A 23,757-nucleotide genomic window follows, 5' to 3' on the forward strand; every position below is an offset into this window, starting at 1 on the left:
CGGGGTCCTGCCGGTCGGCTGGTCAGTCGGCGGCGGTCGCGGTGCCGGCGACCGGTGCCTGGCCGAGGGCGCTGAGCTTCCAGCCCCCGGGGGTGCGGGTGAGTTCGCCGAGCATCCGGCTCTCCTTCGCGGCGGGCGTGCCCTTGGGCGGGGTGACCGTGATCCGGAGCGCGACCATCACGCCGGCCCGCCCGGCCCTGGTGTCCAGTTCGGTCACGGCGCCGGCCAGGACCTTGGCGTGGGTCACCGTCTTCGCCTGCTGGATCCGGCGCTCGAACTCCGGGCGCCCCTCGGTCAGCTGGGCCAGCAGGTCACCGGTGGCGGAACCCTGCCAGGTGTCCAGTCCGCGCCGCAGGTCACGGTGGTCGAGGGTGTTCATGTTCTGTACGGCCTGCTCGCCGGCGGCGAGCACCTCGTCGCGGGTCGTGGCGTACGCGGTGGACTCGTCGTGCGCCGCCGCGTACCAGGACCATCCGCCCCAGCCCGCGCCGCCGGCGGCGAGCAGGGCGAGGGCGGCGGCGGCCGGCAGGAGCGGAGTGCCTCTCGGGGTGCGGGTCATGGTGCGGGCCATCGGTGCGGGTGCCCCCTATCGCGATCGGATGTCGACGATCCGCCAGCGGCCGTCGCGGAGTTCCGCGACCACCGAGAGCTGGGCGGCGACCGTCGTGGCCGGTTTGCCGGCGCGCTGGGCGACCTGGTCGAGGAAGACCAGGAGGTGTGCGTCGTGGTCGCCGAGCCGGGTCACCCCGGCGCGCACGACATGGGTGGTGAGCGTCAGCCTCTGCTCCGCCGCCCGCTGCTCGACCTGGCCGAACAGGGCCTCGTACTGCCTGGCCGCCTTCCCGGCGAGGAGCCCGCGGGCCGCCTGCCGGGTCGTGGCGGTGTCACCGTGGCCGTACGAGAAGACCCGGGTGAGCGCTCCGCCGACCTCCGCCACCACCCGGGAGGTGGCCGCGGTGTCGGACAGCGCCCGGTTGCGCAGGGCGGGGTCGCCGGTCAATACCTGTGCGCGCACCAGGAATCCGGCCGCGCAGGCGAGCAGCGCCAGGACGAGGACGAGGGCCGCCCAGGGGCGGGGGGCGCGTGGGCCCGCCTCGGGCGGGGGCGGGGGCGCGTCGTGGTTCTCGGGTGACGAGCGGGGCGCGGGGATCAGGGTCCTCACCCGGTGGGCTCCCTTCATGGTCCCGCCACGGGCACGGCGGTGAGGGCGGTGACCTTCCAGCCGTCACCGGTGCGGACCAGGGCGGCCTCCAGGCGCTTGCGGTCCGTGTCCGCGGGCCGCCCGGCGTCCGGTTTCCCGCCGCCGGCCTTCCCGCCGCCGGGCGCGGTCTCCACCCGGACGGTCGCGATGAGTCCGGCGGTGCCGGCCCGGTCGTCCAGCGCGGTGAGGGCGGCGTCCGTGACGGTGGCCCGGGTGGTCGCGGTCGCCGTGTCCTCGCGCTGACCGGTCTTCCTCAGCCGCTCGTGGAGGTCGCCCGCGGTGGCGTCGAGCCACCCGGCGCGTACCGTGCCGGGCCGCGAGGCGTCCCAGCTGCTGAGCCGGGCGACATGGGCGCGCCCCGCGTCCAGCGCCGCGTCACGCTCCCTGGCGTACGCCCGGGTGTCGTCGCCCGCCGACCGCGCGTACGTCCACGCGGACAGGCCGCACAGCAACGCGGCCAGGGCGACGGCGGCCCACCGTCCCGCCCGGCGGCTCACCGGTCGTCCCCGAGCCCGAGCAGGTCGCCCATCCCGGTGGCGGTCCGGGACGCGCCGGGTGCCGTGGCCGGGGGCGGGAGCGGGCCGCCCCGGGGCGCGTTGGCGGAGCCGCGGACGTTGACGCCGCTGGAGGGCGGGGAGGTGCAGCGGGCCTTGGTGTTGAGGGCGGGCGGGGCGGAGAGGTCCAGGCCGTTGCGGTAGGTCGTCCCGCCGTACCCGGCCGTGCAGGGCAGCGGCTCGAAGAAGGTGACCGACATGCCGAGGTTGACGCCCTGGGCGGTGACGGCGGTCGACCCGGCGGCGACGAGGGCGGGCATGGTCACCAGGAACTCCTGGATGCCGCGCTGCCGGGTCACCGCCACCTCCGAGGTGGTGAGCAGGTTGGCCAGCACGGTGCCGAAGGCGGGGTCGAGGTCCCGCAGCAGTGCGCTGACCTGGCCGGCGGCGTCGGGGGTGGCGGCGATGAGCGCGCGCAGGTCGGCGTCGGAGCTCTTGAGCCGGGCCGCCAGCTCCTTGGCGCCGGTGGCGAACGAGGTGAGCGCCTCGCCCTCCTCCGCCTGGGTCCGCAGGACCGTCTCGCCGTCGGTGATCAGGCGGGTGGTGGCGGGCAGCGCCCTGTCGGCGGCCAGGACGAAGTCGTTGCCGCCGTCCATGAGCGCCTGGAGGTCGTCACCGCGGCCGTTGAGGGCCGTGCCGAGTTCGTCGACGACCGTGCGCAGCGCCTCCAGGTCCACGGAGGACGCCAGCGAACTCACCCCGGTGAGCATGTCGGTGACGGGCGCGGGGGTGCGGGTGTCCGCCCGGGCGACGACGGATCCGTCGCGCAGGTGGGGGCCGCCGTCGGAGACGGGGCGGAGGTCGATGTACTGCTCGCCGACCGCGGAGAGGCCGGCGACGACGGCTTCGAGGTCGGCGGGGATGTCGGGTGCCGAGTCGTCGATGCGCAGTTCGGCCTCGACGCCGTCGTCGGTGAGCCGGATGGGCCCGACCCGGCCGACGGAGACCCCGCGGTAGGTGACGTTGGAGTGCGTGAACAGCCCGCCGGTGGAGCCGAGCTGGACGCGCACGGTGTAGTGGTCGCGGAGGCCGGCGAGGTGGCCGAGGTCCGCGTACCGCACGCCGACGAAGCCGAGGACGAGGACGCCGATGAGGAGGAAGGCGAGGTTCTTCAGCCGGGTGGCGCGGGTGAGCATCAGTTCCTCCCGGTGGGCGGCAGGGGCAGCGGCGGCCCGGCGGCGGGCGGCGGGGTGTCGTCCGGCGGGGTCAGCGCGGGGACGATCCGGGTGCCGGGCGCGGCGGTGACGTCCAGGTAGACGTTGAGGTAGTCGCCCTTGACGCCGCGGAGCACCTCGTCGGTGAACGGGTAGGTGAGCAGCACCTGGAGCGAGTCGGGCAGGGCCTTGCCGGAGTCGGCGAGCGCCTCGAGGGTGGGGCCGAGGGCCTTGAGGTCGGCGATCAGGTCGGCCTTGCTCCGGTTGACGGTGTCGACGGCGACGCCGGACAGGGTGTCGAGGGCGCGGAGCATGGTGAGGAGGGACGCCCGCTGCTTCTCCAGGACCTTCAGTCCGGGGCTGAGGCCGTCGAGGACCTTGGCCACGTCCTGTTCGCGGGTGGCGAGGGTGGCGGAGAGGCGGTTGACGCCGTCGAGAGCGGCGGTGATGTTGCCCTTGTTGCTGTCGAGGCTGGTGACGAGGGTGTTGAGCCGGGTGAGCAGGGACCGGACTTCGGGCTCGTTGCCGCGCAGGGCGGTGCCCAGCTCGGTGGTGATGGTGCGGAGCTGCTGGATGCCACCGCCGTTGAGGAGCAGGGACAGGGCGCCGAAGACCTCTTCGACCTCGGGGTTGCGGTTGGTGCGGCCGAGGGGGATGCGGGCGCCGTCGCCGAGGGTGCCGTGGCCCTGGGGCGGTGCGGTGAGCTGGATGTACTTCTCGCCCAGCAGGCTGGACTGTTCGAGGTGGGCGTAGGCGTTGGCGGGCAGCGTGACGTCGCCGTTGACCCGCATGGTGACGGTGGCGGACCAGTCGTCGCGGTCGAGGTCGATGCGGGTGACGCGGCCGACGGCGACGTCGTTGACCTTGACCGCCGACTGCGGGACGAGGCTGAGGACGTCGGCGAACTCGGCGGTCACCTCGTACGGGTGGTCGCCCAGGTCGGCGCCCCCGGGCAGCGGCAGCTGTTCGATCCCGGACAGCTCCAGGCCGTCCGCGGAGACGTCACAGCTCGCGACGGTCGCCGAGAGGCCGGCGGCGAGGGCGAGGGCGGCGGCGAGGGCGGTGGTGGTGCGGGAGGGCCGGTTCACCGGGCGCCTCCCTTCGGGGGCGTTCCGTAGACGGTGCCGACGGCGGGCAGGGGCAGGGCGGGCAGGGCCGCGCGCCGGGCGGGATCGACGGGGACGAGGCCGCCGGGGGTACCGGCACCCGCGGCAGCCGAAGGGATCGCGGTGCCGGGGCGTCCGGTGCCGAGGCTCAGCTCGTTGATGTCGGCGCGGCCGTTGAGGGTGCGGTGGACCGGGTCGTACGCCTTGAGGGCGTTGCCGGCGGCCAGGGGCGCGGTGTCGAGGAGTTCGGCGAGCGAGGCGCGCTGGTCGACGAGCGTCCGGGTCAGCGGGACGAGGAGGTCGACGTTCTTCTTCAGGCTGCCGCGGTTGTCCTCGATGAAGGTCTTGACCCGGGCGAGGGCGGTGCCCAGCTCCTTGAGCGCGGCGCCCAGGTTCTCCTTGTCCTCGGCGAGGAAGCCCGTGACGGTGGCGAGCCGCCGCTCGGCCGTGCGGACGTCGCCGTCGTTGTTCTTCAGCATGGTGGTGAAGGACTGGAGCTGGGCGAGCGTGTCGAAGAGGTCGCCGCTGCTGCGGTCGAGGGTCTTGGCGGCCTGTCCGAACTGCTCGACGGAGTCGCCGATGGCCTTGCCGTTGCCTCGAAGGTTGGCGGCGCCGGTGTCGATGAGCCCGGCGAGCGCGCCGTCGGCGTTGGCGCCGCCCGGGCCGAGGGCCTCGCTCAGCTCGGTGATGGAGGCGTACAGCTGGTCGACCTCCAGGGGTGTGGCGTTGCGCGTGGCGGGCAGGACGGCGCCGTCCCGGATCTCGGGGCCGCCCGTGTAGGCGGGGGCGAGCTGGACGTAGCGGTCGGCGACGACGCTGGGCGCGACGATGACGGCGTGGGCACCGGCGGGGACGCGGACGCCCTCGTCGACAAGGAGGGTGACCTCGACCTCCTTGCCGCGGGGGCGCACGGTGTCGACGGTGCCGACCTTCACTCCGAGGATCCGCAGGTCGGAGCCCTCGTACACGCCGGTGGCGCGGTCGAAGCGGGCGGTGATGCGGGTGGTGCCGGACTCGTCGAGGGCCATGACGCCGGAGGTGGCGGCGATGGCCACGAGGGCGAGCCCGGCGGTGATGCCGAGGGCGCGTCGGAGGTTCACCGGGCTCCGCCTCCTGTGGGCTTGGGCGGCATGCACCCGGTGGCCGGGGGCGTGCCGGGGGCCAGGTAGTTCCTGGGGACGAGGCCGCAGACGTAGGTGTCGAACCAGCGGCCGTTGCCGAGGGTGTTGCCGACGAGCCGGTAGTACGGTCCGGCGAGCGCGAGCGTCCGGTCGAGGCTGTCGCGGTTCTTCACGAGGACTCCGGTGACGCGGCTGAGCGCGGCCAGGGTGGGGCCGAGCTGCCGCTCGTTGTCCTGGACCAGTCCGGTGAGCTGGGTGCCGAGGTTCCTGGCGCCGGTGAGGAGCTGGTGGATGGCGTCGCGGCGGGCCTGGAGTTCACCGAGGAGCAGCCCGCCGTCCTCCAGGAGCGTCTGGATGTGGCTCTTCTTCCCCGCGAGGGTCTGGGTGAGCTGCCTGCTGCCCTTGAGGAGTTCGGCGAGCTGCGCGTCGCGCGAGGAGACCGAGCGGGAGAGGGCGGACAGGCCGGTGGCGGCGCTGCGCACGTCGGGCGGTGAGTCGGCGAAGGTGGCGGAGATGGCCTGGAAGCTCTTGGCGAGGGCCCGGGTGTCGAGGGCGTCGATGGTGTCGCCGAGGCCGGTGAGGGCCTGGGTGACGTCGTAGGGCGAGGTGGTGCGGGTGGCGGGGATGCGGTCGGCGGGGTCCTGGGCGCGGGTGCCGAGCGGGTCGACGGCCAGGTACTTCTCGCCGAGGAGGGTCTTGATGGCGATGGCCGCGGTGCTGGAGTCGCCGATCCAGGTGGCCTCGTCGACCTCGAAGCCGACCCTGACCTTGCCGCCGTCGAGGCCGATGCCGGTGACCTCGCCGACCTTGACGCCGGCGACGCGCACCTCGTCGCCCTCGTCGAGTCCGGCGGCCTCGGTGAAGTCGGCGGTGTAGGCGGTCGTCCCGCCGGCCAGGGCGTCCGCCTGGTAGGCGCCGAGGGCGATCAGCGCGAGGAGGAGCAGGCCGGCGACGCCGACGGTGACGGGGTTGCGTTCCCGTACGGGGACGGGCCGCGGCAGACGCGGGCGCGGGAGTCTCATGCGCGGCACCTCGGCTGGGTGATCGCGATGCCGGTCGGCGGCCGGGAGCCGTCGTCGGTGGTGACGCCGGTGACCCTGGCCTCGCACAGGTAGAGGTTGAGCCAGGATCCGTACGAGGCGAGGCGGCCGACGGCCTCCATCTTGGCGGGTGTGGTGCGCAGGAAGGTCTCGATCTGCGCGGTGCTGCCGGCCAGTTGGCCGGACAGGCGGCCGAGTTGGCGGATGTCGTCCTTCAGCGGCGCGCGCCCGTCCTGGAGCAGCCCGGCGGTGACGGTGGTGAGCGAGCCCATGGCGGCGATCGCCTCGCCGAGGGGTTCGCGGTCCGCCGCGAAGCCGCTGACGAGCCGCTGGAGGGTGACGACGAGGTCGTCGAAGCCCGCCTCGCGGTCGTTCACCGTTTTGAGCACGGTGGTGAGGTTCTTGATCACTTCTCCGATGACCTTGTCCTTGGCGGCGACGGTCGTGGTGAGCGAGCCGACGTGCCGGAGGAGGGAGTCGACGGTGCCGCCGTCTCCCTGGAGGACCTGCACGATCGACCCGGCCAGGCTGTTGACCTCGGTGGGCGACAGGCCCTGGAAGAGCGGCCGGAAGCCGTTGAAGAGCTGGGTGAGGTCGAGCGCGGGGTGGGTGCGCTCCAGGGGGATGACGGCGCCGGCGGGCAGGGTCCGGCCGACGGGGCCGGCGCCCCGGTCGAGGTCGATGTAGCGCTGGCCGACCATGTTGAGGTACTTGATGGACGCGGTGGCCGAGGCGGGCAGGGCGCGTCCCTTCCGGACCGCGAAGGCGACTTCGGCGACCCGGCGGTCGGCGACCCTGATCGACTCGACCTGCCCGACCTTCACCCCGGCGATGCGGACGCCGTCGCCCTCGACGAGGCCGGTGGCGTCGGTGAAGCGGGCCTTGTAGGTGACGGTGTCGCCGACGCCCTTGTTGGCGACGGAGAACGCCAGGACGGTGGTGGCGAGGACGGTCACCACGATGAACGCGAGCGACTTGACGAGCGGTCCCGCGAGGGAGCGGCGCTTCACTTGAGGGTCACCTCCGCTCCGCGGAAGACGGGCCCGGTCAGGACGGTGCTCCAGTCGGGCAGGGACTGGGGGTCGGCCTTCAGGCCGGGGGCGATCAGTTCGTTGACGAGCTGGTTCTCCTGCGGAGAGTTCGGCAGGCCGAGGCCGCGGTCGCCCGCCTGTGCGGCGGCGGGGGCGGGCCTGCCGGTGTACGGGACGGCGTAGCAGTGCGGGCCGCCGGTCGCGTCGTACACGGGACGGTCCTTGCCGGGGACGTAACGGCCGAGGGAGGGGACGGTGCGGACGTTGACGTGGAGGCCCGGCTCGCCGGTGCCCTTGCCGAGCGCCTTGTCCATGGCGGGGACGAAGCCGGCGAGGGTGCGCAGGGTGCAGGGGAACGAGGAGGAGTGGCGGGCGAGGAGCTCCAGGGTGGGGCGGGAGGCGGCGGACAGCCGGATGATGGTGTCCCTGTTGCCGCGGAGGAACGCCGTCAGGTCCCGGGCGGAGGTGGTGGTCGTGCCGTACAGCCGGGCGAGCTGAGCCTGTTGGGCGGCGAGGGTGCCGCTGGTGGTGGTGAAGTCGGTGAGGGCGTCGAGTACGCCGGGGGCGGCGTCGCCGTAGACCCGGCTGACCTCGACGAGGTGGGCGATGTCGCGGTTGAGGGCGGGCAGGTGGGGGTTGAGCCGCTTCAGGTGCGCTTCGAGGGTGACGAGGGTGCGGCCGAGCTGTTCGCCGCGCCCTTCGAGGGCCTGCGCGACGGCGGTGAGGGAGGCGGACAGCTTCTCCGGTTTGACGGCGGTGAGCAGCGGGAGCAGCCGGTCGAGGACCTGTTCCAGTTCGATGGCGTTGGCGGAGCGGTCCTGGGGGATGGTGGCACCGGCCGCGAGGGTGCGCGGGGACGGGTTGACGGTGGGCGGTACGAGGGCGACGAACCGCTCGCCGAACAGGGTGGTGGGCAGCATCCGGGCGGTGACGTCGGCCGGCACGCGGGCGAGGTGGCCGGGGTCGACGGCGAGGGTGAGGCGGGCGCCCGCGCCTTCGGAACGGATGTCGCGCACCTCGCCGATGACGACCCCGCGCAGTTTGACCTCCGCGCCGCGGTGCATCTCGTTGCCGGCGCTGCCGGTGAGGACGGTGACCGTGGCGTCGCGGCTGAACTCCTTGTCGTACACCGCCACCGACAGCCGGACAAGGAGGACGGGGACGAGGAAGAACGCGACTCCGGCGAGGCGCCGGCGGAACGTCTGCGGGTTCATCCGGCCACCTTCACGGTCGTCGTCGCGCCCCAGATCGCGAGGGAGAGGAAGAAGTCGGTGACGCTGATCAGCACGATGGCGTTGCGTACGGAGCGCCCGACGGCGACACCGACCCCCGCCGGGCCGCCTTCGGCGCGGAAGCCGTAGTAGCAGTGGGCGAGGATCACCATGACGCTGAAGATCAGCACCTTGAGGATGGACAGCAGGACGTCGTCCGGGGAGAGGAAGAGGTTGAAGTAATGGTCGTACGTGCCCGCCGACTGGCCGTTGAACAGGACGGTGACGGTGCGGGACGCCACGTACGAGGAGAGGAGCCCGATCGCGTAGAGCGGGATGATCGCGACGACACCGGCGATGATGCGGGTGGTGACGAGGTAGGGCATGGACCGCACGCCCATCGCTTCGAGGGCGTCGACCTCCTCGTTGATGCGCATGGCGCCGAGCTGGGCGGTGAAGCCGGCGCCGACGGTGGCGGAGAGGGCGAGTCCGGCGACGAGCGGGGCGATCTCGCGGGTGTTGAAGTAGGCGGAGATGAACCCGGTGAAGGCGGACGTGCCGATCTGGTTGAGCGCGGCGTGGCCCTGGAGGCCGACGACGGTGCCGGTGAACAGCGTCATGGCGATCATCACGCCGATGGTGCCGCCGATGACGCCGAGGCCGCCGCTGCCGAACGCGACCTCGGCGAGCAGGCGTTGCACCTCCCGCGCGTACCGGCGCAGCGTGCGCGGGATCCAGAGGAGGGCTTTGACGTAGAAGACGAGGTGGTCGCCGGAGCGGTCGAGCCAGGCGAGGGGGGACGCCATCGTCAGGCCCCCTTCGCGGGGACGATCTGGAGGTAGATCGCGGTGAGGACCATGTTGACGAAGAAGAGCAGCAGGAAGGTGATGACGACGGACTGGTTGACCGCGTCGCCGACGCCCTTCGGTCCGCCGCGCGGGTTGAGTCCCCGGTGCGCGGCGACGATGCCGGCCAGGAAGCCGAAGATCAGCGCCTTGATCTCGCTGATCCACAGGTCGGGCAGCTGGGCGAGGGCGGAGAAGCTGGCGAGGTAGGCGCCGGGGGTGCCGTCCTGCATGATCACGTTGAAGAAGTAGCCGCCGAGCGTACCGACGACGGACACCATGCCGTTGAGGAGGACGGCGACGAGCATGGTGGCGAGGACGCGCGGGACGACGAGGCGCTGGACGGGCGAGACGCCCATGACCTCCATGGCGTCGAGTTCCTCCCGGATCTTGCGGGAGCCGAGGTCGGCGCAGATGGCGGAGCCGCCCGCGCCCGAGATCAGCAGGGCGACGATCAGCGGGCTGGCCTGCTGGATGACGGCCAGGACGCTCGCCCCGCCGGTGAACGACTGGGCGCCGAGTTGCTGGGTGAGCGAGCCGACCTGGAGGGCGATGACCGCGCCGAACGGGATCGACACCAGGGCGGCGGGCAGGATGGTGACGCTCGCGACGAACCAGAACTGCTCGACGAACTCGCGGAACTGGAAGGGGCGCCGGAACATGTCGCGGGCGACGGTGACCGCGAGGGCGAACAGCCGGCCGGTCTCGCGCAGTGGCGCGAGCAGGCGGGTGGGGGCGTTCCGGGTGGAGGTGTCGTTCCGGGTGGGGGTGTTCTGCGCGGGGGTGCCCCGGGTGTCGGTGTCTTGGGTGGGCGGGCGGTGCGCGGCCGCGGTCATGAGGCGGCACCGCCGACCGTGCCGGCGGGGGCGTAGCTGCGCAGGATCGCGGTCCTGGCGGCCTCCGGCAGGCGGGGCAGCATCGCGAGGACCCGCTCGCGGCGGCGCGCGACGGCGGCGCGGGGCGGCAGGCCGGGCGAGGGTTCCAGCTGCGGGGCGAGCGTGCGGGGCGCGTACGCCGGCGCCGTGCTCCGCTCACGCGCCAGCGTCGCGGCGTCCTTCTCCTCCGACATCCCGATGGGTCCCTCGCGCCTGCCGCTGAGGAACTGGGCCACGACCGGCTCGTCGCTGGTGAGCAGGACCTCCCGGGGCCCGAACGTGACGAGATTACGCCGGAACAGCATGCCCATGTTGTCCGGAACGGTGGCCGCGATGTCCAGGTTGTGCGTGACGATCAGCATCGTGGCGTCGATCTGGGCGTTGAGGTCGATCAGCAGCTGCGAGAGATAGGCGGTGCGGACCGGATCCAGCCCGGAGTCGGGTTCGTCGCAGAGGATGATCTGCGGGTCCAGGACGAGGGCGCGTGCCAGCCCGGCGCGTTTGCGCATTCCGCCGGATATCTCGCCGGGCAGTTTCCCCTCCGCGCCGACGAGTCCGACCATCTCCATCCGCTCCATGACGACGCGGCGGATCTCCGGCTCCTTCTTGCGGGTGTGCTCACGCAGTGGAAAGGCGATGTTGTCGAACAACGACATCGAGCCGAACAGGGCCCCGTCCTGGAACATCAGCCCGAACAGTTTCCGCGTCTCGTAGATGTCGCGCTCGGGGCTGTTCACCATGTCGACGCCATTGATCAGGACGCGCCCGTGTTCCGGTTTCAGCAGCCCGATGATGGATTTCAGGAACACGGTCTTCCCGGTGCCCGAAGGGCCGAGCATCACACTGACCTCGCCGGCGGGCAGGGTGAGGGTGACGTCCTGCCAGACTTTCTGTTTGCCGAAGGACTTGGTCAGCCCTTCCACGACCACTTCTGTTCCCACCACAACTCCCGAGTCCCGCTCTTGCTGAGGAAGTGACAAAAGTGCGCAGGGGGCCGCACGTTACGGTCACTCAGAGGTTTTCGACAAGCGTCACGCAGGACGTCTTCTCGGTGACGTGCTGGTTTGTCACCGGGTGACAAACCGGCCCGGATCCTTTGTCGTTCGTTGCGTACCGGCGCCCGGCCGTGGGCACGCCCCGGTGTGGTCACCGCCGGCGCCGGTCACCGCTCCGGCTTGGGTTCGGGCGGGTCGGGGCAGAACTCCGGCTGGCCCGGCGAGCACAGCACGCCCTGGGTCATCTTGGTGTAGTTGCCGCTCCCGGAGAGGGACGCCGTGAACAGCGGGTCCAGGTCCTCGGTGACGCCGCAGCCGCTGAACTCCGGGATGACGGCCGCCCCGGTGAGCGGGCCGCCGGTGACCACGGTGTAGCCGTGCGGCCTGCCCTCGGCGTCGTACGAGCCACGGCCCGTCAGGGTCAGCTCCACGGGCCGGGCGGTGCGGCAGGCGGGGCCGACGTCGAGCGGGGTGCCGTTCACCTTGACGTCACGGAGCCGGATCCAGAGTTTCGCGGTCCCCTCGGTCACCTCGGAGAACTGGCCGTCCGGCGAGAAGTAGCTCCCGGTGGCGATTTCCATCGGCGCGTCCAGGGTCAATTCGGCGACCGCCGTCGTCGGCATGAATCCGAAGGTGAGGAACGTGGAAGAGACGGGCGGCAATTGCGGCTTTCCCTTGTGGTCGAACGTGGCGTCGCTGTACATGGTGAACACGAGTCCGTCGTCACGGGGGCACTGATAGGTCTGGGTGGCCTTGGCCATGTTCACCTTCATCAGGCCCGGGTCCTTGATGAACAGGGCGGAACCCAGCTTCAGGACGTTGGCGTAGCCGGCCAGGTAGCCGTGGCTCGGTACGGGGTCCTGGGCCACGGGCGGCGCCTCCACGCAGTCGTCCGCCCGCCCCGCCGGGCGTCTGGGCCCCTTGCCCGCGCCCTGGCCGGGCGTTTTGGACGCCGGCCCGTCCTGGCCGCCGTCCGCGCCGTCCTGGTCGCCGTCCTGGTCGCCGTTCTGGCCGGGGACGCCGGGGGCACCGGGCTCCTCGACGGCCGGCGGCCGGGGGCTGCCGCCCGGTACGGGCAGCACCGCGACCCGGCCGATGGCCAGGTCCTGGTCCGGCTCGGGCTCACAGGTGACCGTCAGGCCGGGCGGGGCCGTCGGGGTGTCGTCGCCCTTGCGCAGGAGCAGGTCCAGCGCGACCGGCCCGGTGGAGAACGTCAGGTCGCCGCCCGAGGAGGCGGTCACCGTGGGCACGGGGCCCGCGCCCCGCACGGTGAGGGGCCCCGTGGCGGGGAGGGCCGCGTCGGGGGCGACCAGCCGGCTCCAGGGCAGTTCCGCGGTGTCGTCGCCCTGCGCGACCCGCCCCGTGAGGCGTACGGCTCCGCTCACGGTCGCCGCGCCGCGGCCGGCGAGTTCGGCCACCGCCGGTGCGGGCAGGCTCACCGCGACCCGCACGTCCGCGGGCCGCACCGGGCGCCCGGCCGCGACCTGTCGCGGCAGCGTGGCCGAGACGCCTACCTCCGCCGGGTGCTCCCCGCCCGGCAGGGCGCACCGGTAGCCGAAGTCCGCCTCGACGGGTACGGCGCCCTCGTCCACGGCGACCCCCGTGCCGGTGCCGGGCACGAGTCCCGCCACCAGGACCACGGCGCCCACCGAGGCGGTGCGTGCCCAGGCCCGGCGGCGTCCGCGTCCGCCGCTCGTGCTGTTGCCCATCGGTCGACTCCCGCCCCTCGCGCGCTGCTGTCCGGCCCGTCGGTGGACGCCCTCCCGCCCGTGACCGTGCGGCCGGCGAGGAGGCCGGCCGCACGGCTCGGTGCGGGGCGTGCCCGCGCGGTGCTTACGGGCTGGTGACCGTGATGACCGGCGAGACCTTGTACTTGGCGCCGAACTTGGCCTTGTTGCCGGTGTTGATCAGGCCGGCGCAGGACCCGGACGCGCTGGTGACGGTCAGGGCGGGCGTCGTGTCGGGCACGATCTCCAGGACACCGGACGCGTTGGTGTAGGTGCCGGTGTTGGCCGACCCCTCGATCGTCGCGTTGCAGGTGCCCAGGAGGCTGGTGCCGGTGAGGTTCACCTTGACGCCGGTGAGCGTGCCCTTGGTGACGCCTCCGCTGTAGGAGACGCCGTTGAGCTTCATGGGCTGGACGGACGAGGAGACCCACTTCGACCCGAGCGGGCCGTTGCACTTGCTGGCGGCCGTGCCGAACGTGGCGCTGCTGATGGTGGCCAGGCCGGTGCCGCTGGCGTACACGCCGTCCACGGCCGTGCCGTTGGCACCGTAGACGGAACAGGTGATCGTGGCACCGGTGGTCACGTTGGTGAGCACCGCGGTGACGCCGGGAACGTTGGTGGCGCCGAAGGCGTCGTTGGCGGCCGGGTTGGTGACGGTCCACTGGGCCTGGGGCGCGGCCGAGGCGGTCGTCGCGGACACTCCGGCGGCGGCCATGATGACGGCGGCGGAAATGGCGGAAATTCTCGTGATGCGTCGCACGGACGGTTCCCTTCCGAGGGGATGGGGTGTAGCTGCGGGGATGGCCTGACTGGTGCCCGCTCTCCGCCGACACGTATGCGGCTCGTACGTGTCGGGGAATTGCGGCGGCTCAATTCACGGAACGCGGGGCCTGTGGGGGAGGCCACCGGGTCGAGCAGCTTGCGCGATTGACGCTACGAGCGAGTAACCGGCCGCGCAATACTCGCCCGTGAGTTTTCCCGGACGTTCTTACCGATGGGTATTTTCTTGTCGCCCCGGCAACAGATCGCGCGGGTGTCTTGTCGCGAAGTGAGCACTCCCCGCCCCCCGGTCCGGCACCGGCCACCACCGGGCCGCGGTGACGGTCGGGCTTCGGCCAGATCCGCGCGGGGCGGTGACGGCCCTGGTCCGAACCGGTGCGCGGCCCGCGGGTCCTGGTCTATGTTCGGCACCCGAGAAGTGCCCGACCACCGCCCGTACGTGGGAGCGCTTCCCCCCACGCGCCCCACACCACCTCCCCCACCGCACGCCGGAGAAGGAGGGGCCACCGCCATGCCCCGATCCACCACCCAGCCGTCGGACACGGGCGAGCCACTGGGGCCGCTTCCCCAGGAGTTCGCCGCCATCATCCGGCCCGAACTGCCGAGTCTCATCAAGGAGATCGGCATCGAGGTCACGCGCGCCTACCCCGAGTACGCCCGCCTCCTGGGCGGCCCCTACGGCCAGGCGATCCGCCTCGGTGTCGAGCAGAACATCTCCGCGTTCGTCGACCGGGTCGCCTCGCCCTCGGCGCCCACGGCCCTGCGCGACGAGATGTGCCGGAGGTTCGGCCGGTTCGAGGCGCACGAGGGCCGCAGCCTGGAGACCCTCCAGGGCGCCTACCGGCTGGGCGCCCGGGTGGCGTTGCGGCGGGCCAAGAAGGTGGGCCGGCGCTACCACCTCTCCCCCACCCTGATGCTCAGCTTCGCGGACGCGCTGTTCGCCTACGTCGACGAACTGGAGTCACTGTCCCGCGAGGGCTACCTACAGGTGCGGGCGGAGAACGGCGAAGAGGCCGAGGCGTTACGCAGGCGGCTGCTGCACCTCGTGCTCGCGGGGCCGCCCGTGCCGCACACCGCCGTCGCCGAGCTGGCCGAGCAGACCGGCTGGCCGCTGCCCGAGCGGGTCACACTCGTGGCGCTGCGCTCCCCGGCCCGGCTCTCGCTGTCCGGCCGGCTGGACAACGATGTCCTGGTCGACCTGAGCGACCCCCAGCCCCATCTGCTGATTCCCGGCCCGCTGGACGAGGCGCGAAGACGGTTACTGGAGACGGCGCTGCCCGCCACCCGGGCCGCCGTCGGCCTCACCGTCCCCACCGCGTCCGCCGCCGACTCGCTGCGCTGGGCCCGCCGCGTACTGGAGCTGATCGACGCCGGCGTCATCGAGGACGCCCCGCTCACCCTGTGCTCCGACCACCTGATCACCCTCTGGCTGCTGGCCGACCCGGCCCTCGTCGACCAGCTCGCCGAGAGCGAGCTCGCGCCGCTCGCCGGGCTCACCCCCACCCGGCGCGACCGGCTCGTCGAGACCCTGCGCACCTGGCTGGACACCCGGGGCACCGCCGCGCAGATGGGTGAACTGCTCGACGTGCACCCCCAGACCGTGCGGTACCGGATGCGCAACCTGGAGGCCCGGTTCGGCGGCCGGCTCGCCGACCCGCGCTCCCGGTTCGCCACCGAGGCGGTGCTGCGGGCGCTGCACCTGCGCGCCGCGGGGACCGGTGGGCGGCGCGAGGGCGACTGAAGGGCCGTGGGCGAGAACCGGACGGAAATCCGGAGGCCGGACGGAAAATCGACCCCGCCGGGGGAAACGGTTGCAGCACGGATACAAACCCTTGGGGAAATCCTGAACCTGATGCTGTACCCATGGAGGGAGAACGGCAAACTGGCAGCTGCCACAAGCAGGCTTCAGCAGTGAAGGACACCACGTGACCGCGTCGCCCCTCGTCCCCGTCCCGATCCCCGACCGCGTCGCGGCCCTCATCGGGTCGTGCATGCCGATCGGCATCCTTCAGGCGGAGGTCGACGCCGAGTGCGCCGCCCGCGAGGTGTACCGCTTCCGCGCTCCGCTCTGCACCGAGGACCAGGCCGACCGCGAGCACGCGCTGGCCGCGCTGGCCCGGGCGAACAAGGTGCTCGGCGCGTACAACCCCGGCCTGCTGCTGCGCCCGGGAGCGATCTGGAGCTGAACGAGGGGCGCCCCGGCCCGGCCGGCGGTCAGGACGCGTCGTCGGTGAAGGTGCCGTCCACGTACGCCCAGGCGCCGTCGGCCTTCTCGAACCGGCTGCGTTCGCGCAGCTCGCCCGGCTCGCCCCGGTGCGTGTAGCGGGCGACGAAGGTGACGGTGCCGGTGGTGTGGAACAGGGTGCCGTCGGTGGTGCCGAGGATCTCCAGGCCGGTCCAGCGCATGTCCGGGTCGAAGTCGACGTCGCGCGGCCGGGTGGCGGGCGCCCAGGTGCGCAGCAGGTACGGCTCGTCGTGGAGCACGTAGGCGCTGTAGCGGGAACGCATCACGTGTGCGGCGGTCGGAGGGAGGGCATCACCGGTGTGAAACGGGCCACAACAGGCTGAATAGGAAGCGGGCATTCCGCAGGGGCACGGAGTGTCGGCGCCCACCTCGGGCACGGACCGCGAACGACCGGCGGTCCGGGCGTTGTGCGAGGTGGGGCGGGGGTTGGAGCGGCGGGCGGGGGTTCGTCGGGGCATGCGTCCCATTCTGCCGGTCGACGGCGGGCGCCCCCACCGGTGTCCGCATCGTCGCTCAGAGTAGTGAGATCTCTACACTTTGGTCGCGTACCGTCACATGTACCGAAGTTGACGAGTGATGGAGGGGATCATGCAGCCGTTCGCGTGCAGCTTCGCGCGTCCGCAGAGGGCTTCGGAGGACGTCACCGCGCTCTACACGTACGACCCGGCGCTCCAGTTGAACGTCCTGTCCGACGGGCGCCCGGCCGTCAGTGACCGGGGACTGCTCCTGGCCGCCGGCACGACCACCTCCACCGCCGGCTCGCAGACCCACTTCGACGACTGAGCGACGCGGCCGGCACACGCTGATGACCGTACTGGTCCTGACGAGCCCTCAGGACGTGACCGCCGACATGGTGGTGGTGGAGCTGCACGAACGGGGGGTGCCACTCGTGCGGCTCGACCCGGCCGACCTGCCCGGTGACGCGGACCTGTCGGCCGAGTACGTCCACGGGGACTTCCACTGCTACCTCTCGGCGCAGGGGCGCATGGTCAGCTCCCGGGCGCTGCGCTCGGTCTGGGTGCGCAGACCCGGCGAGCCCGCGGCACACGCGCACGGGACGTCGCCGTGGCTGAGCGCCGAGACCGGACAGGCGCTGTACGGCATGCTGTACTCCACCACCGCGCGCTGGATGAACCACCCGCGGCAGGCCGCCCAGGCCCGTTACAAGCCATGGCAGCTGCGCATCGCGCACCACAGCGGTTTCGCCGTCCCGCCGACCCTGATCACCACCTTCCCACGGGTGGCCGAGGAGTTCGCGGGCCGGTACGGGCGGGTCGTGGTCAAATCCCTGTCGGGGCCGCCGCGCACCGAACCGCCGGTCTCCCTGCCGACCACCCTGCTGGAGCCGGACACGGACTTCACCGGGGTCGCGGCCGGCCCGACGCTGCTCCAGAGCTATGTGCCCAAGCGGGCCGACATCCGGCTCACCTGCATCGGCACCCGGCTGTTCGCGGCCCGCAAGGCGTCCGCCGACGGACAGGTCGACGGGCGCTTCGGCGACACCGGGCACGCCTGGGAGCCGGTGGAGGTCGCCGACCGGATCGCCCGCCCCGTCCGGGAGTTCATGGAACTGGCGGGCCTCGCGTACGCCGCGTTCGACTTCGCCGAGGACGACGAGGGCCTGTGGTGGTTCCTGGAGTGCAACCAGGGCGGCCAGTTCGGCTTCGTCGAGCTGGAGACCGGCCAGCCGATCGCCGGGGCCGTCGCCGACTGGCTGGCGGCGCCCCCGCTCGGCGCACCTCTCTGACCCTCCTCCGTTCGCGTGCCCCTCATTCGCCTGATGCCAGGTCAGAAACCGGCCATAGATGGGTTCCTGGGGTCCCGGTGGTTCCCGGGCCGGGCGGGGCGGCCCTATGCTCCTGCGACCGACGTGACCGTTACCGCGGGTAAGGGGTGGGTGGGGCATGCACCGTACGGGTACGACACGACGCGCCTTCGTGGCGGGCGCCACCGCCGTCACCGGGGCCGCCGGGCTGGGCGCCCTGCCCACCGCCTCCGCCCGCGCGGCGGGGCGCGCCGCACCGGGGCCCGCCGCTCCGGGGTCCGTGGCGGTGCTCGGCGGCGGCGTCGCCGGGCTGACCGCGGCGCACGAGCTCGCCGAGCGCGGATTCGCCGTCACCGTCTACGAACGGCGGGCGCTCGGCGGCAAGGCCCGCAGCATGGACGTGCCCGGCAGCGCGAGAGGCGGGCGCAGACCGCTGCCCGCCGAGCACGGCTTCCGCTTCATCCCGGGCATCTACCACAACCTGCCCGACACGATGCGCCGCATCCCCTTCCCCGGCAACGCGCGCGGGGTCTTCGACAACCTGGTCGCGCCCGGCGAGATGATGTTCGCCCGCACCGGCCGCGAGGACCTCCGGATGCCCATCCCCTGGCCCGGCCACCGGCCTGAGCGGCTCACCCTCGACGAGATCCGCCGCGCCCTCACCGCGCTCGTCGAGACCGCCACCGGCCTGCCCCTCCACGAGGGCGCGTACTTCGTCAACCGGGCGCTCGTCTTCCTCACCAGCTGCGACGAGCGGCGCGACGAGGTGTGGGAGCACACGCCCTGGTGGGACTTCACCCGGGCGGCACGGATGTCGGAGACGTACCAGCGCATCCTGGCCATCGGCGTCACCCGCAACATCGTGGCCACCAAGGCGGAGGAGGCCAGCACCCGCACGGTCGGCACGCTCGGCGAGGCGTTCGTCTTCAACGCCCTCGGCCGCGGCGCGGACGGCCCGCCGGACCGGATCCTCAACGCCCCCACCAACGAGGCGTGGATCGACCCCTGGGAGGCCCACCTGCGGTCCCTGGGCGTCGAGTTCCGGATCGGCTGGACGCTGCGCGAGGTGCGGTACGGCGACGGCCGGGTCACCGGCGCGGTGGTCGAGGACCCCGGCGGCGCCCGTACGACCGTCACCGCCGACCACTACGTCTGCGCACTGCCGGTCGAGCACGCGCGGCGCACCTGGGGCGCGGCGCTGCGCGCGGCGGACCCGCAGCTGGTGCGGTGCGACCGGCTCCAGACGGACTGGATGACGGGCATCCAGTTCTACCTGACCGAGCGCCCCCCGATGGTGCACGGCCACGTCAACTGCATCGACTCGCCCTGGTCACTGACGGCGATCGCCCAGGCCGAGCACTGGCGGGGCCGCGACTTCCCCGCCGACTACGGCGACGGCACCGCGGTGGACTGCCTGTCCGTGGACATCTCCGAGTGGGACAAGCCGGGGATCCTGTACGGGAAGACCGCCAAGCAGTGCACGCGCGAGCAGGTGGCCCGCGAGGTGTGGGCGCAGCTCAAGGCGGCCCTCAACGACACCGGCCGGACCGTGCTCAAGGACGGCGCCCTGCACTCGTGGTTCCTGGACCCGGGCGTGGACGGCCTCGGCACCCCGAACCCCACCAACGAGGACGAGCTGCTGATCCACCCGGTCGGCACCTTCCACCACCGCCCCTCGGCGGCCACCGCGATCCCCAACTTCTTCCTGGCCGGCGACTACGTGTCGGTCGGCATCGACCTGGCGACGATGGAGGGCGCCAACGCCGCCGCCCGCCAGGCGGTCAACGCGCTGCTGGACCGCACGGGCTCGGACGCGGCACGCTGCGCCGTGAAGCCCCTGTTCCGGGCGCCGGAGATCGAGGCACTGAAGCGGCACGACCGCACCCGCTACCGGCTGGGGCTGCGCAACGCGCTCGACCTGGGCTGACCGCCGGGTGGTCCGTATAGCGTTGCGGCATGAAGCTGACGATTCTGGGCGGTGGCGGGTTCCGCGTGCCGCTGGTCCACCGGGCGCTGCTGGGCGACCACGCCGAGGGCCGGGTCACCCGCGTCACGCTGTACGACGTGGACGCGGGCCGGCTCGCCGCGATCGGCGGGGTGCTCGCCGAGCAGGCCGCGGGCGTACCCGACGCGCCGGAGGTGACGGCGACCACCGATCTCGACGAGGCGCTGCGGGGCGCGGACTTCGCGTTCTCGGCGATCCGGGTCGGGGGCCTCGCGGGGCGGGCGGCCGACGAGCGGGTCGCGCTGGCCGAGGGCGTCCTCGGGCAGGAGACCGTGGGCGCGGGCGGCATCGCGTACGGGCTGCGCACGGTCCCGGTGGCGGTGTCGGTCGCCCGCCGGATCGCGGAGGTCGCCCCGGACGCCTGGGTCATCAACTTCACCAACCCGGCGGGCCTGGTGACCGAGGCCATGTCACGCGTCCTCGGCGACCGGGTGATCGGCATCTGCGACTCGCCCGTGGGGCTCGGGCGGCGGGTGGCGCGGCTGCTGGGCGCCGACCCGGACCGGGCGTTCCTCGACTACGCGGGCCTGAACCACCTGGGCTGGCTGCGCGGGGTGCGGGTGGACGGGCGGGACGAGCTGCCCCGGCTGCTGGCGGACCCGGAGGCGCTGGGCTCCTTCGAGGAGGGCAGGCTGTTCGGGCCCGAGTGGCTGCGGTCGCTGGGCGCGGTGCCCAACGAGTACCTGCACTACTACTACTTCAACCGCGAGGCCGTGCTGGCCTACCGGGAGGCCCGGCGGACCCGGGGCGCCTACCTGCGCGAGCAGCAGGAGGCGTTCTACGGCTCGCCGTCGCTCGCGACCTGGCGGGCCACGCTCGCCGAGCGCGAGGCCACCTACATGGCGGCCAACCGGGAGGCGGCCGGCGCCGGGGAACGGGCCGAGGAGGACCTGGAGCCGGGCGGCTACGAGCAGGTCGCCCTGGCGCTGATGCGGGCCGTCGCCCGGGACGAGCGCACCACGCTGATCCTGAACGTCCGCAACGGGACGACCCTGCCGGTGCTGGACGCGGACGCGGTCGTCGAGGTGCCGTGCGTCGTCGGCGCGGGCGGCGCCCACCCACTGTCGGTGTCGCCGCTGCCGGACCACGCCGTGGGACTGGTGACGGCCGTCAAGGCGGCCGAGCGCGAGGTGCTCGCCGCGGCGGAGAGCGGCTCGCGGCAGGCCGCGGTGAAGGCGTTCGCCCTGCACCCGCTGGTCGACTCGGTGTCGGTGGCGCGGCGGCTGCTGGACGCGTACGTGAACGAGCACCCGGCCCTCGGCTATCTGGCGTAACCGCGTCACCGGTGGCCAACTGCGGTGTCTTTACGGCACGTTGGCCGCACCGTACGCTCCGGCCCCATGGTTGCCCAACGCCTTGGACGAGCCGCCGCGCTGATCGGCGCGGCCTGTCTCCTCACCACCGCGCTGGTGGACACCCCACCGGCCACCGCCGGAGAACGCCCACCGGTCACCGAAGCCGCCACCGTCGTCCCCGTACAGACCACCGGCCCCGCCGACCGGCGGTTCAACCTGGTCCTGCTGGGCGACGGCTACACCGCCGGGCAGCTCCCCGAGTTCCGGGCCGACGTCGACAAGCACCTCAACGTGCTGTGGAGCGTCGAGCCGTTCGCCTCCTACCGCTCGTACGTCAACGTCTGGGCGGTCGAGGTGCCGTCCGCCGAGTCCGGGGTCGACTGCGACCCCGGGCTGGACGCGCCCCGCCGGAACACCCCCCTCGGCATGGCGTTCTGGGGCGGCTGCGACGCGAACAGCGTGCAACGGCTGCTGACCGTCGACAGCGGCGCGGCGAACGCCCTCGCCGACCTCGTGCCCGGCGCGACCGCCGCCAACCGGCAGATCGTCGCCCTCGCCAACAGCGACACCTACGGCGGCGCGGGCGGCACCTACGCCACCGCGTCCGGCGGCAACGCCCTGTCCTCGCTCATCACCCCGCACGAGATCGGCCACTCGCTGGGCAAACTCCAGGACGAGTACGACTACTACGGGCGCGGTGTGCCGGGCGGGACGCACGAGGGCGGCGAACCGCCGTCCGCGCACCACACCGTGCTCACCGAGCAGCAGATGAGGCAGCAGCGCGCCAAGTGGTGGCGGTGGCTCGGCGAGGAGAGCGAGTCGGGCGGTGTCATCGGCCGCCACGAGGGCGGGCTGTACAGCACCAAGGGCGTGTGGCGGCCGAGCCGGCACTCGATCATGAAGACGCTCGGGTACGCCTTCGACCAGGTGGGCCGTGAGGTGATGGTGCGGGCGATCTCGTCGAAGGTGAACCTGGTGCAGGGGCACACTCCGAACGCCGCACCGGTCGGCGCCGACCGCACGGTGTGGGTGGAGACCCTGCACCCGGTGGGCGGCGAGCTGGACGTGGCCTGGCGGCTGGACGGGCGGCCCGTACGGTCGGCGGCCGGCGCCCGCACGATCGACCTGCGACGGCTCGACGTGCCGCGCGGCCGGCACACGCTGACCGCGACGGTCACCGACCCGACGCCCTTCGTGCGGGACCCGGCGGTCCGCGCGTCGGCGGCACTGACGCGTACGGTCACCTGGACCGTGGACACGTCGGTGGTGACCGGGCCGGACTCCGTGGCGGCCGCGTTCACCGGGCACACCGCCACCGACACGCCCGTCGGCGCCCGCTCGGTGGTGTACGCCGACACCACCCACCCCGCCGACCGGACCCTCGCCGTCCACTGGCGCCTGGACGGCCGGCGCGTGGCGAACCCGGGCAACGACCGCGACCTCGACCTGTCCGCCCTGCGGCTGCGCCCCGGCCGCACGCACACGCTGACCGCCCGGATCGCGGGCACCGATCGTGAGCTGCGCTGGACCGTCGACGCGACGGCCGCCTCCGCCTCCTACGAGCTGTCGGAGCCGCTGCGCACGGTGCACCGCCCCGGGCGGCCGGTGGAGTACGTGTACGACGGCCCGTTCACCATGCGGCTGACGGCGCGCGACGACCAGGACGGCTACGTGGTCAGCCAGTTCCGGGTGAACGGCGACGGCTGGTACACGTACTACGGCTGGCCGACCGACGCGGACGCGCCGTTCCGGTTCACCCCGGGCGGCACGGAGATCGACGGCCTGGTCTACGGCAAGCTGGGCACCCCGCGCGTGGTGCCCTGGGACGACGCCACACCGGAGTACGGCACGCACACCGTCGAGTACCGGACGATCGACGCGGCCGGGAACACCGGCCCGGCGAAGAGGTTCCTCGTCACGCTGGTGCGCCCGGCGGGCCGCTAGGTCGTGTCCGTAAAGCCTCGGCCACGGCCCGCGGTCGCTACGGCTTGCGGGCCACGCCGGCGTACCCGGGGATCGGGGCGTCGCCGGCGACCGGGACGACCTCGCCGAGCTCCGGGTGCCAGTCCGCCGTGAGCGAGACACCGGGCTCGGCGAGCTCCAGGCCGTCGAAGAAACGGGTGAACTCCTCGCGGGTGCGCGGCCGCAGGGTCAGGCCGCGCTGCTTGTACATGGCGCGCGCCTTCTCCGCGTTCTCGGGGTCGAAGTCGCCGGTGACGTGCGACAGCACGAGGTAGCTGCCGGACGGCAGCCGCTCGACGAGCCGGTGGAGCAGCTCGTACGCGCCGTCCTCGTCGTCCACGAAGTGCAGCAGGGCGAGGAGCGACAGGGCGATGGGCCGGGTGAAGTCCAGGACATTGCCCGCCCGTTCGAGGATGCTCTCCGGGTCGCGCGCGTCGGCCTGGATGTACGCGGTGGCGCCCTCGGGGGTGGAACGCAGCAGCGCCTCGGCGTGGGCGAGGACGATGGGGTCGTTGTCGCAGTAGACGACCCGGGACTCCGGCGCGACCTGCTGGGCGATCTGGTGCAGGTTGGGCTCGGTCGGGATCCCGCTGCCGATGTCGAGGAACTGGCGGACGCCGCCCGCGCCCAGCCAGCGGGTGGCCCGGTGCATGAACGCGCGGTTGACCCGGGCCATGTCGCGGCCGCGGGAGTCGAGGGTGAGGAGCTGCCTGGCCATCTCCTCGTCGACCGGATAGTTGTCCTTGCCGCCCAGGAACCAGTCGTACATGCGGGCCGGGTGCGGCTTGCTGGTGTCGATCCGGGTCATGTCGCGCTCCCCCTGGTCGGTGTGGGCGGTCGTGGGG

At 72.9% G+C, this 23,757-nt stretch carries 23 protein-coding genes; 7 read left to right on the plus strand and 16 right to left on the minus strand.

From position 1 onward, the window contains the following. Window positions 1-22: 22 nt before the first annotated feature. From EIZ62_RS04650 to EIZ62_RS04715, 14 genes are all read right to left on the minus strand, one after another. Window positions 23-571 (minus strand): hypothetical protein, encoded by a 549-nt coding sequence (locus EIZ62_RS04650; protein WP_156691441.1) that lies wholly within the window; start codon window positions 569-571, stop codon window positions 23-25. A 15-nt stretch (window positions 572-586) separates the two neighbouring features. After that, complete coding sequence (locus EIZ62_RS04655; RefSeq protein WP_208827767.1) at window positions 587-1,162, minus strand: hypothetical protein; 576 nt, start codon at window positions 1,160-1,162, stop codon at window positions 587-589. 14 nt (window positions 1,163-1,176) lie between these two features. Continuing rightward, window positions 1,177-1,698 carry a hypothetical protein gene (locus EIZ62_RS04660; RefSeq protein WP_156691442.1) on the minus strand — a complete coding sequence of 174 codons (522 nt, stop codon included), beginning with the start codon at window positions 1,696-1,698 and terminating at the stop codon, window positions 1,177-1,179. Continuing rightward, window positions 1,695-2,891 carry an MCE family protein gene (locus EIZ62_RS04665; protein ID WP_156691443.1) on the minus strand — a complete coding sequence of 399 codons (1,197 nt, stop codon included), beginning with the start codon at window positions 2,889-2,891 and terminating at the stop codon, window positions 1,695-1,697. Before EIZ62_RS04665 ends, EIZ62_RS04660 begins: the two co-directional genes overlap by 4 nt. Beyond that, a complete protein-coding gene (locus EIZ62_RS04670; RefSeq protein WP_156691444.1) occupies window positions 2,891-3,997 on the minus strand; it encodes an MCE family protein in 1,107 nt (368 codons plus the stop codon). The genes EIZ62_RS04665 and EIZ62_RS04670 overlap by 1 nt, the downstream gene beginning before the upstream one ends. Further along, window positions 3,994-5,115, minus strand: coding sequence for an MCE family protein (locus EIZ62_RS04675; protein ID WP_156691445.1), 1,122 nt, complete (start codon window positions 5,113-5,115; stop codon window positions 3,994-3,996). Before EIZ62_RS04675 ends, EIZ62_RS04670 begins: the two co-directional genes overlap by 4 nt. Then, window positions 5,112-6,158 carry an MCE family protein gene (locus tag EIZ62_RS04680; RefSeq protein ID WP_156691446.1) on the minus strand — a complete coding sequence of 349 codons (1,047 nt, stop codon included), beginning with the start codon at window positions 6,156-6,158 and terminating at the stop codon, window positions 5,112-5,114. Before EIZ62_RS04680 ends, EIZ62_RS04675 begins: the two co-directional genes overlap by 4 nt. Then, a complete protein-coding gene (locus tag EIZ62_RS04685) occupies window positions 6,155-7,186 on the minus strand; it encodes an MCE family protein (RefSeq protein WP_156691447.1) in 1,032 nt (343 codons plus the stop codon). The genes EIZ62_RS04680 and EIZ62_RS04685 overlap by 4 nt, the downstream gene beginning before the upstream one ends. After that, on the minus strand, window positions 7,183-8,421 hold the full coding sequence (locus tag EIZ62_RS04690) for an MCE family protein (RefSeq protein ID WP_156691448.1): 1,239 nt from the start codon (window positions 8,419-8,421) through the stop codon (window positions 7,183-7,185). Before EIZ62_RS04690 ends, EIZ62_RS04685 begins: the two co-directional genes overlap by 4 nt. Further along, complete coding sequence (locus EIZ62_RS04695; RefSeq protein ID WP_156691449.1) at window positions 8,418-9,224, minus strand: MlaE family ABC transporter permease; 807 nt, start codon at window positions 9,222-9,224, stop codon at window positions 8,418-8,420. The genes EIZ62_RS04690 and EIZ62_RS04695 overlap by 4 nt, the downstream gene beginning before the upstream one ends. 2 nt (window positions 9,225-9,226) lie before the next feature. Next, window positions 9,227-10,099: an MlaE family ABC transporter permease gene (locus EIZ62_RS04700; RefSeq protein WP_244375462.1), complete on the minus strand. Its 873-nt coding sequence runs from the start codon at window positions 10,097-10,099 to the stop codon at window positions 9,227-9,229. Next, a complete protein-coding gene (locus tag EIZ62_RS04705; RefSeq protein WP_156691450.1) occupies window positions 10,096-11,079 on the minus strand; it encodes an ABC transporter ATP-binding protein in 984 nt (327 codons plus the stop codon). The genes EIZ62_RS04700 and EIZ62_RS04705 overlap by 4 nt, the downstream gene beginning before the upstream one ends. A 221-nt stretch (window positions 11,080-11,300) precedes the next feature. Next, window positions 11,301-12,842 carry a DUF6801 domain-containing protein gene (locus tag EIZ62_RS04710; protein WP_156691451.1) on the minus strand — a complete coding sequence of 514 codons (1,542 nt, stop codon included), beginning with the start codon at window positions 12,840-12,842 and terminating at the stop codon, window positions 11,301-11,303. A 124-nt stretch (window positions 12,843-12,966) separates the two neighbouring features. Beyond that, a complete protein-coding gene (locus EIZ62_RS04715) occupies window positions 12,967-13,620 on the minus strand; it encodes a hypothetical protein (protein WP_156691452.1) in 654 nt (217 codons plus the stop codon). A 531-nt stretch (window positions 13,621-14,151) separates the two neighbouring features. Between EIZ62_RS04715 and EIZ62_RS04720 the strand changes: the two genes are divergently transcribed. Together EIZ62_RS04720 and EIZ62_RS04725 are read left to right on the plus strand one after the other, a co-directional pair. Further along, window positions 14,152-15,381, plus strand: a complete 1,230-nt coding sequence (locus EIZ62_RS04720) for a PucR-like N-terminal domain-containing protein (protein ID WP_156691453.1) — start codon at window positions 14,152-14,154, stop codon at window positions 15,379-15,381. A gap of 184 nt (window positions 15,382-15,565) precedes the next feature. Continuing rightward, on the plus strand, window positions 15,566-15,826 hold the full coding sequence (locus tag EIZ62_RS04725; RefSeq protein WP_156691454.1) for a hypothetical protein: 261 nt from the start codon (window positions 15,566-15,568) through the stop codon (window positions 15,824-15,826). A gap of 28 nt (window positions 15,827-15,854) precedes the next feature. Here EIZ62_RS04725 and EIZ62_RS04730 read toward each other — a convergent pair whose 3' ends face one another. Then, window positions 15,855-16,343, minus strand: a complete 489-nt coding sequence (locus tag EIZ62_RS04730; protein WP_167536336.1) for a YchJ family protein — start codon at window positions 16,341-16,343, stop codon at window positions 15,855-15,857. A gap of 130 nt (window positions 16,344-16,473) precedes the next feature. On the opposite strand from EIZ62_RS04730, the gene tgmA reads away from it, so the two are divergent. From tgmA to EIZ62_RS04755, 5 genes are all read left to right on the plus strand, one after another. Beyond that, a complete protein-coding gene (tgmA, locus tag EIZ62_RS04735; RefSeq protein ID WP_156691455.1) occupies window positions 16,474-16,668 on the plus strand; it encodes a putative ATP-grasp-modified RiPP in 195 nt (64 codons plus the stop codon). Window positions 16,669-16,690: 22 nt separating this feature from the next. After that, window positions 16,691-17,632: an ATP-grasp ribosomal peptide maturase gene (gene tgmB / locus EIZ62_RS04740; RefSeq protein WP_156691456.1), complete on the plus strand. Its 942-nt coding sequence runs from the start codon at window positions 16,691-16,693 to the stop codon at window positions 17,630-17,632. Window positions 17,633-17,789: 157 nt separating this feature from the next. Beyond that, window positions 17,790-19,577 carry a hydroxysqualene dehydroxylase gene (locus EIZ62_RS04745; RefSeq protein WP_156691457.1) on the plus strand — a complete coding sequence of 596 codons (1,788 nt, stop codon included), beginning with the start codon at window positions 17,790-17,792 and terminating at the stop codon, window positions 19,575-19,577. A 29-nt stretch (window positions 19,578-19,606) separates the two neighbouring features. Continuing rightward, on the plus strand, window positions 19,607-20,929 hold the full coding sequence (locus tag EIZ62_RS04750) for a 6-phospho-beta-glucosidase (protein ID WP_156691458.1): 1,323 nt from the start codon (window positions 19,607-19,609) through the stop codon (window positions 20,927-20,929). A gap of 66 nt (window positions 20,930-20,995) precedes the next feature. Next, window positions 20,996-22,894, plus strand: coding sequence for a M64 family metallopeptidase (locus EIZ62_RS04755; RefSeq protein ID WP_156691459.1), 1,899 nt, complete (start codon window positions 20,996-20,998; stop codon window positions 22,892-22,894). Window positions 22,895-22,931: 37 nt separating this feature from the next. Here EIZ62_RS04755 and EIZ62_RS04760 read toward each other — a convergent pair whose 3' ends face one another. Beyond that, window positions 22,932-23,720 (minus strand): SAM-dependent methyltransferase, encoded by a 789-nt coding sequence (locus EIZ62_RS04760; protein ID WP_156691460.1) that lies wholly within the window; start codon window positions 23,718-23,720, stop codon window positions 22,932-22,934. Window positions 23,721-23,757: the final 37 nt, after the last annotated feature.

This window comes from Streptomyces ficellus, from assembly GCF_009739905.1.
Taxonomy (GTDB): Bacteria; Actinomycetota; Actinomycetes; order Streptomycetales; family Streptomycetaceae; genus Streptomyces; species Streptomyces ficellus_A.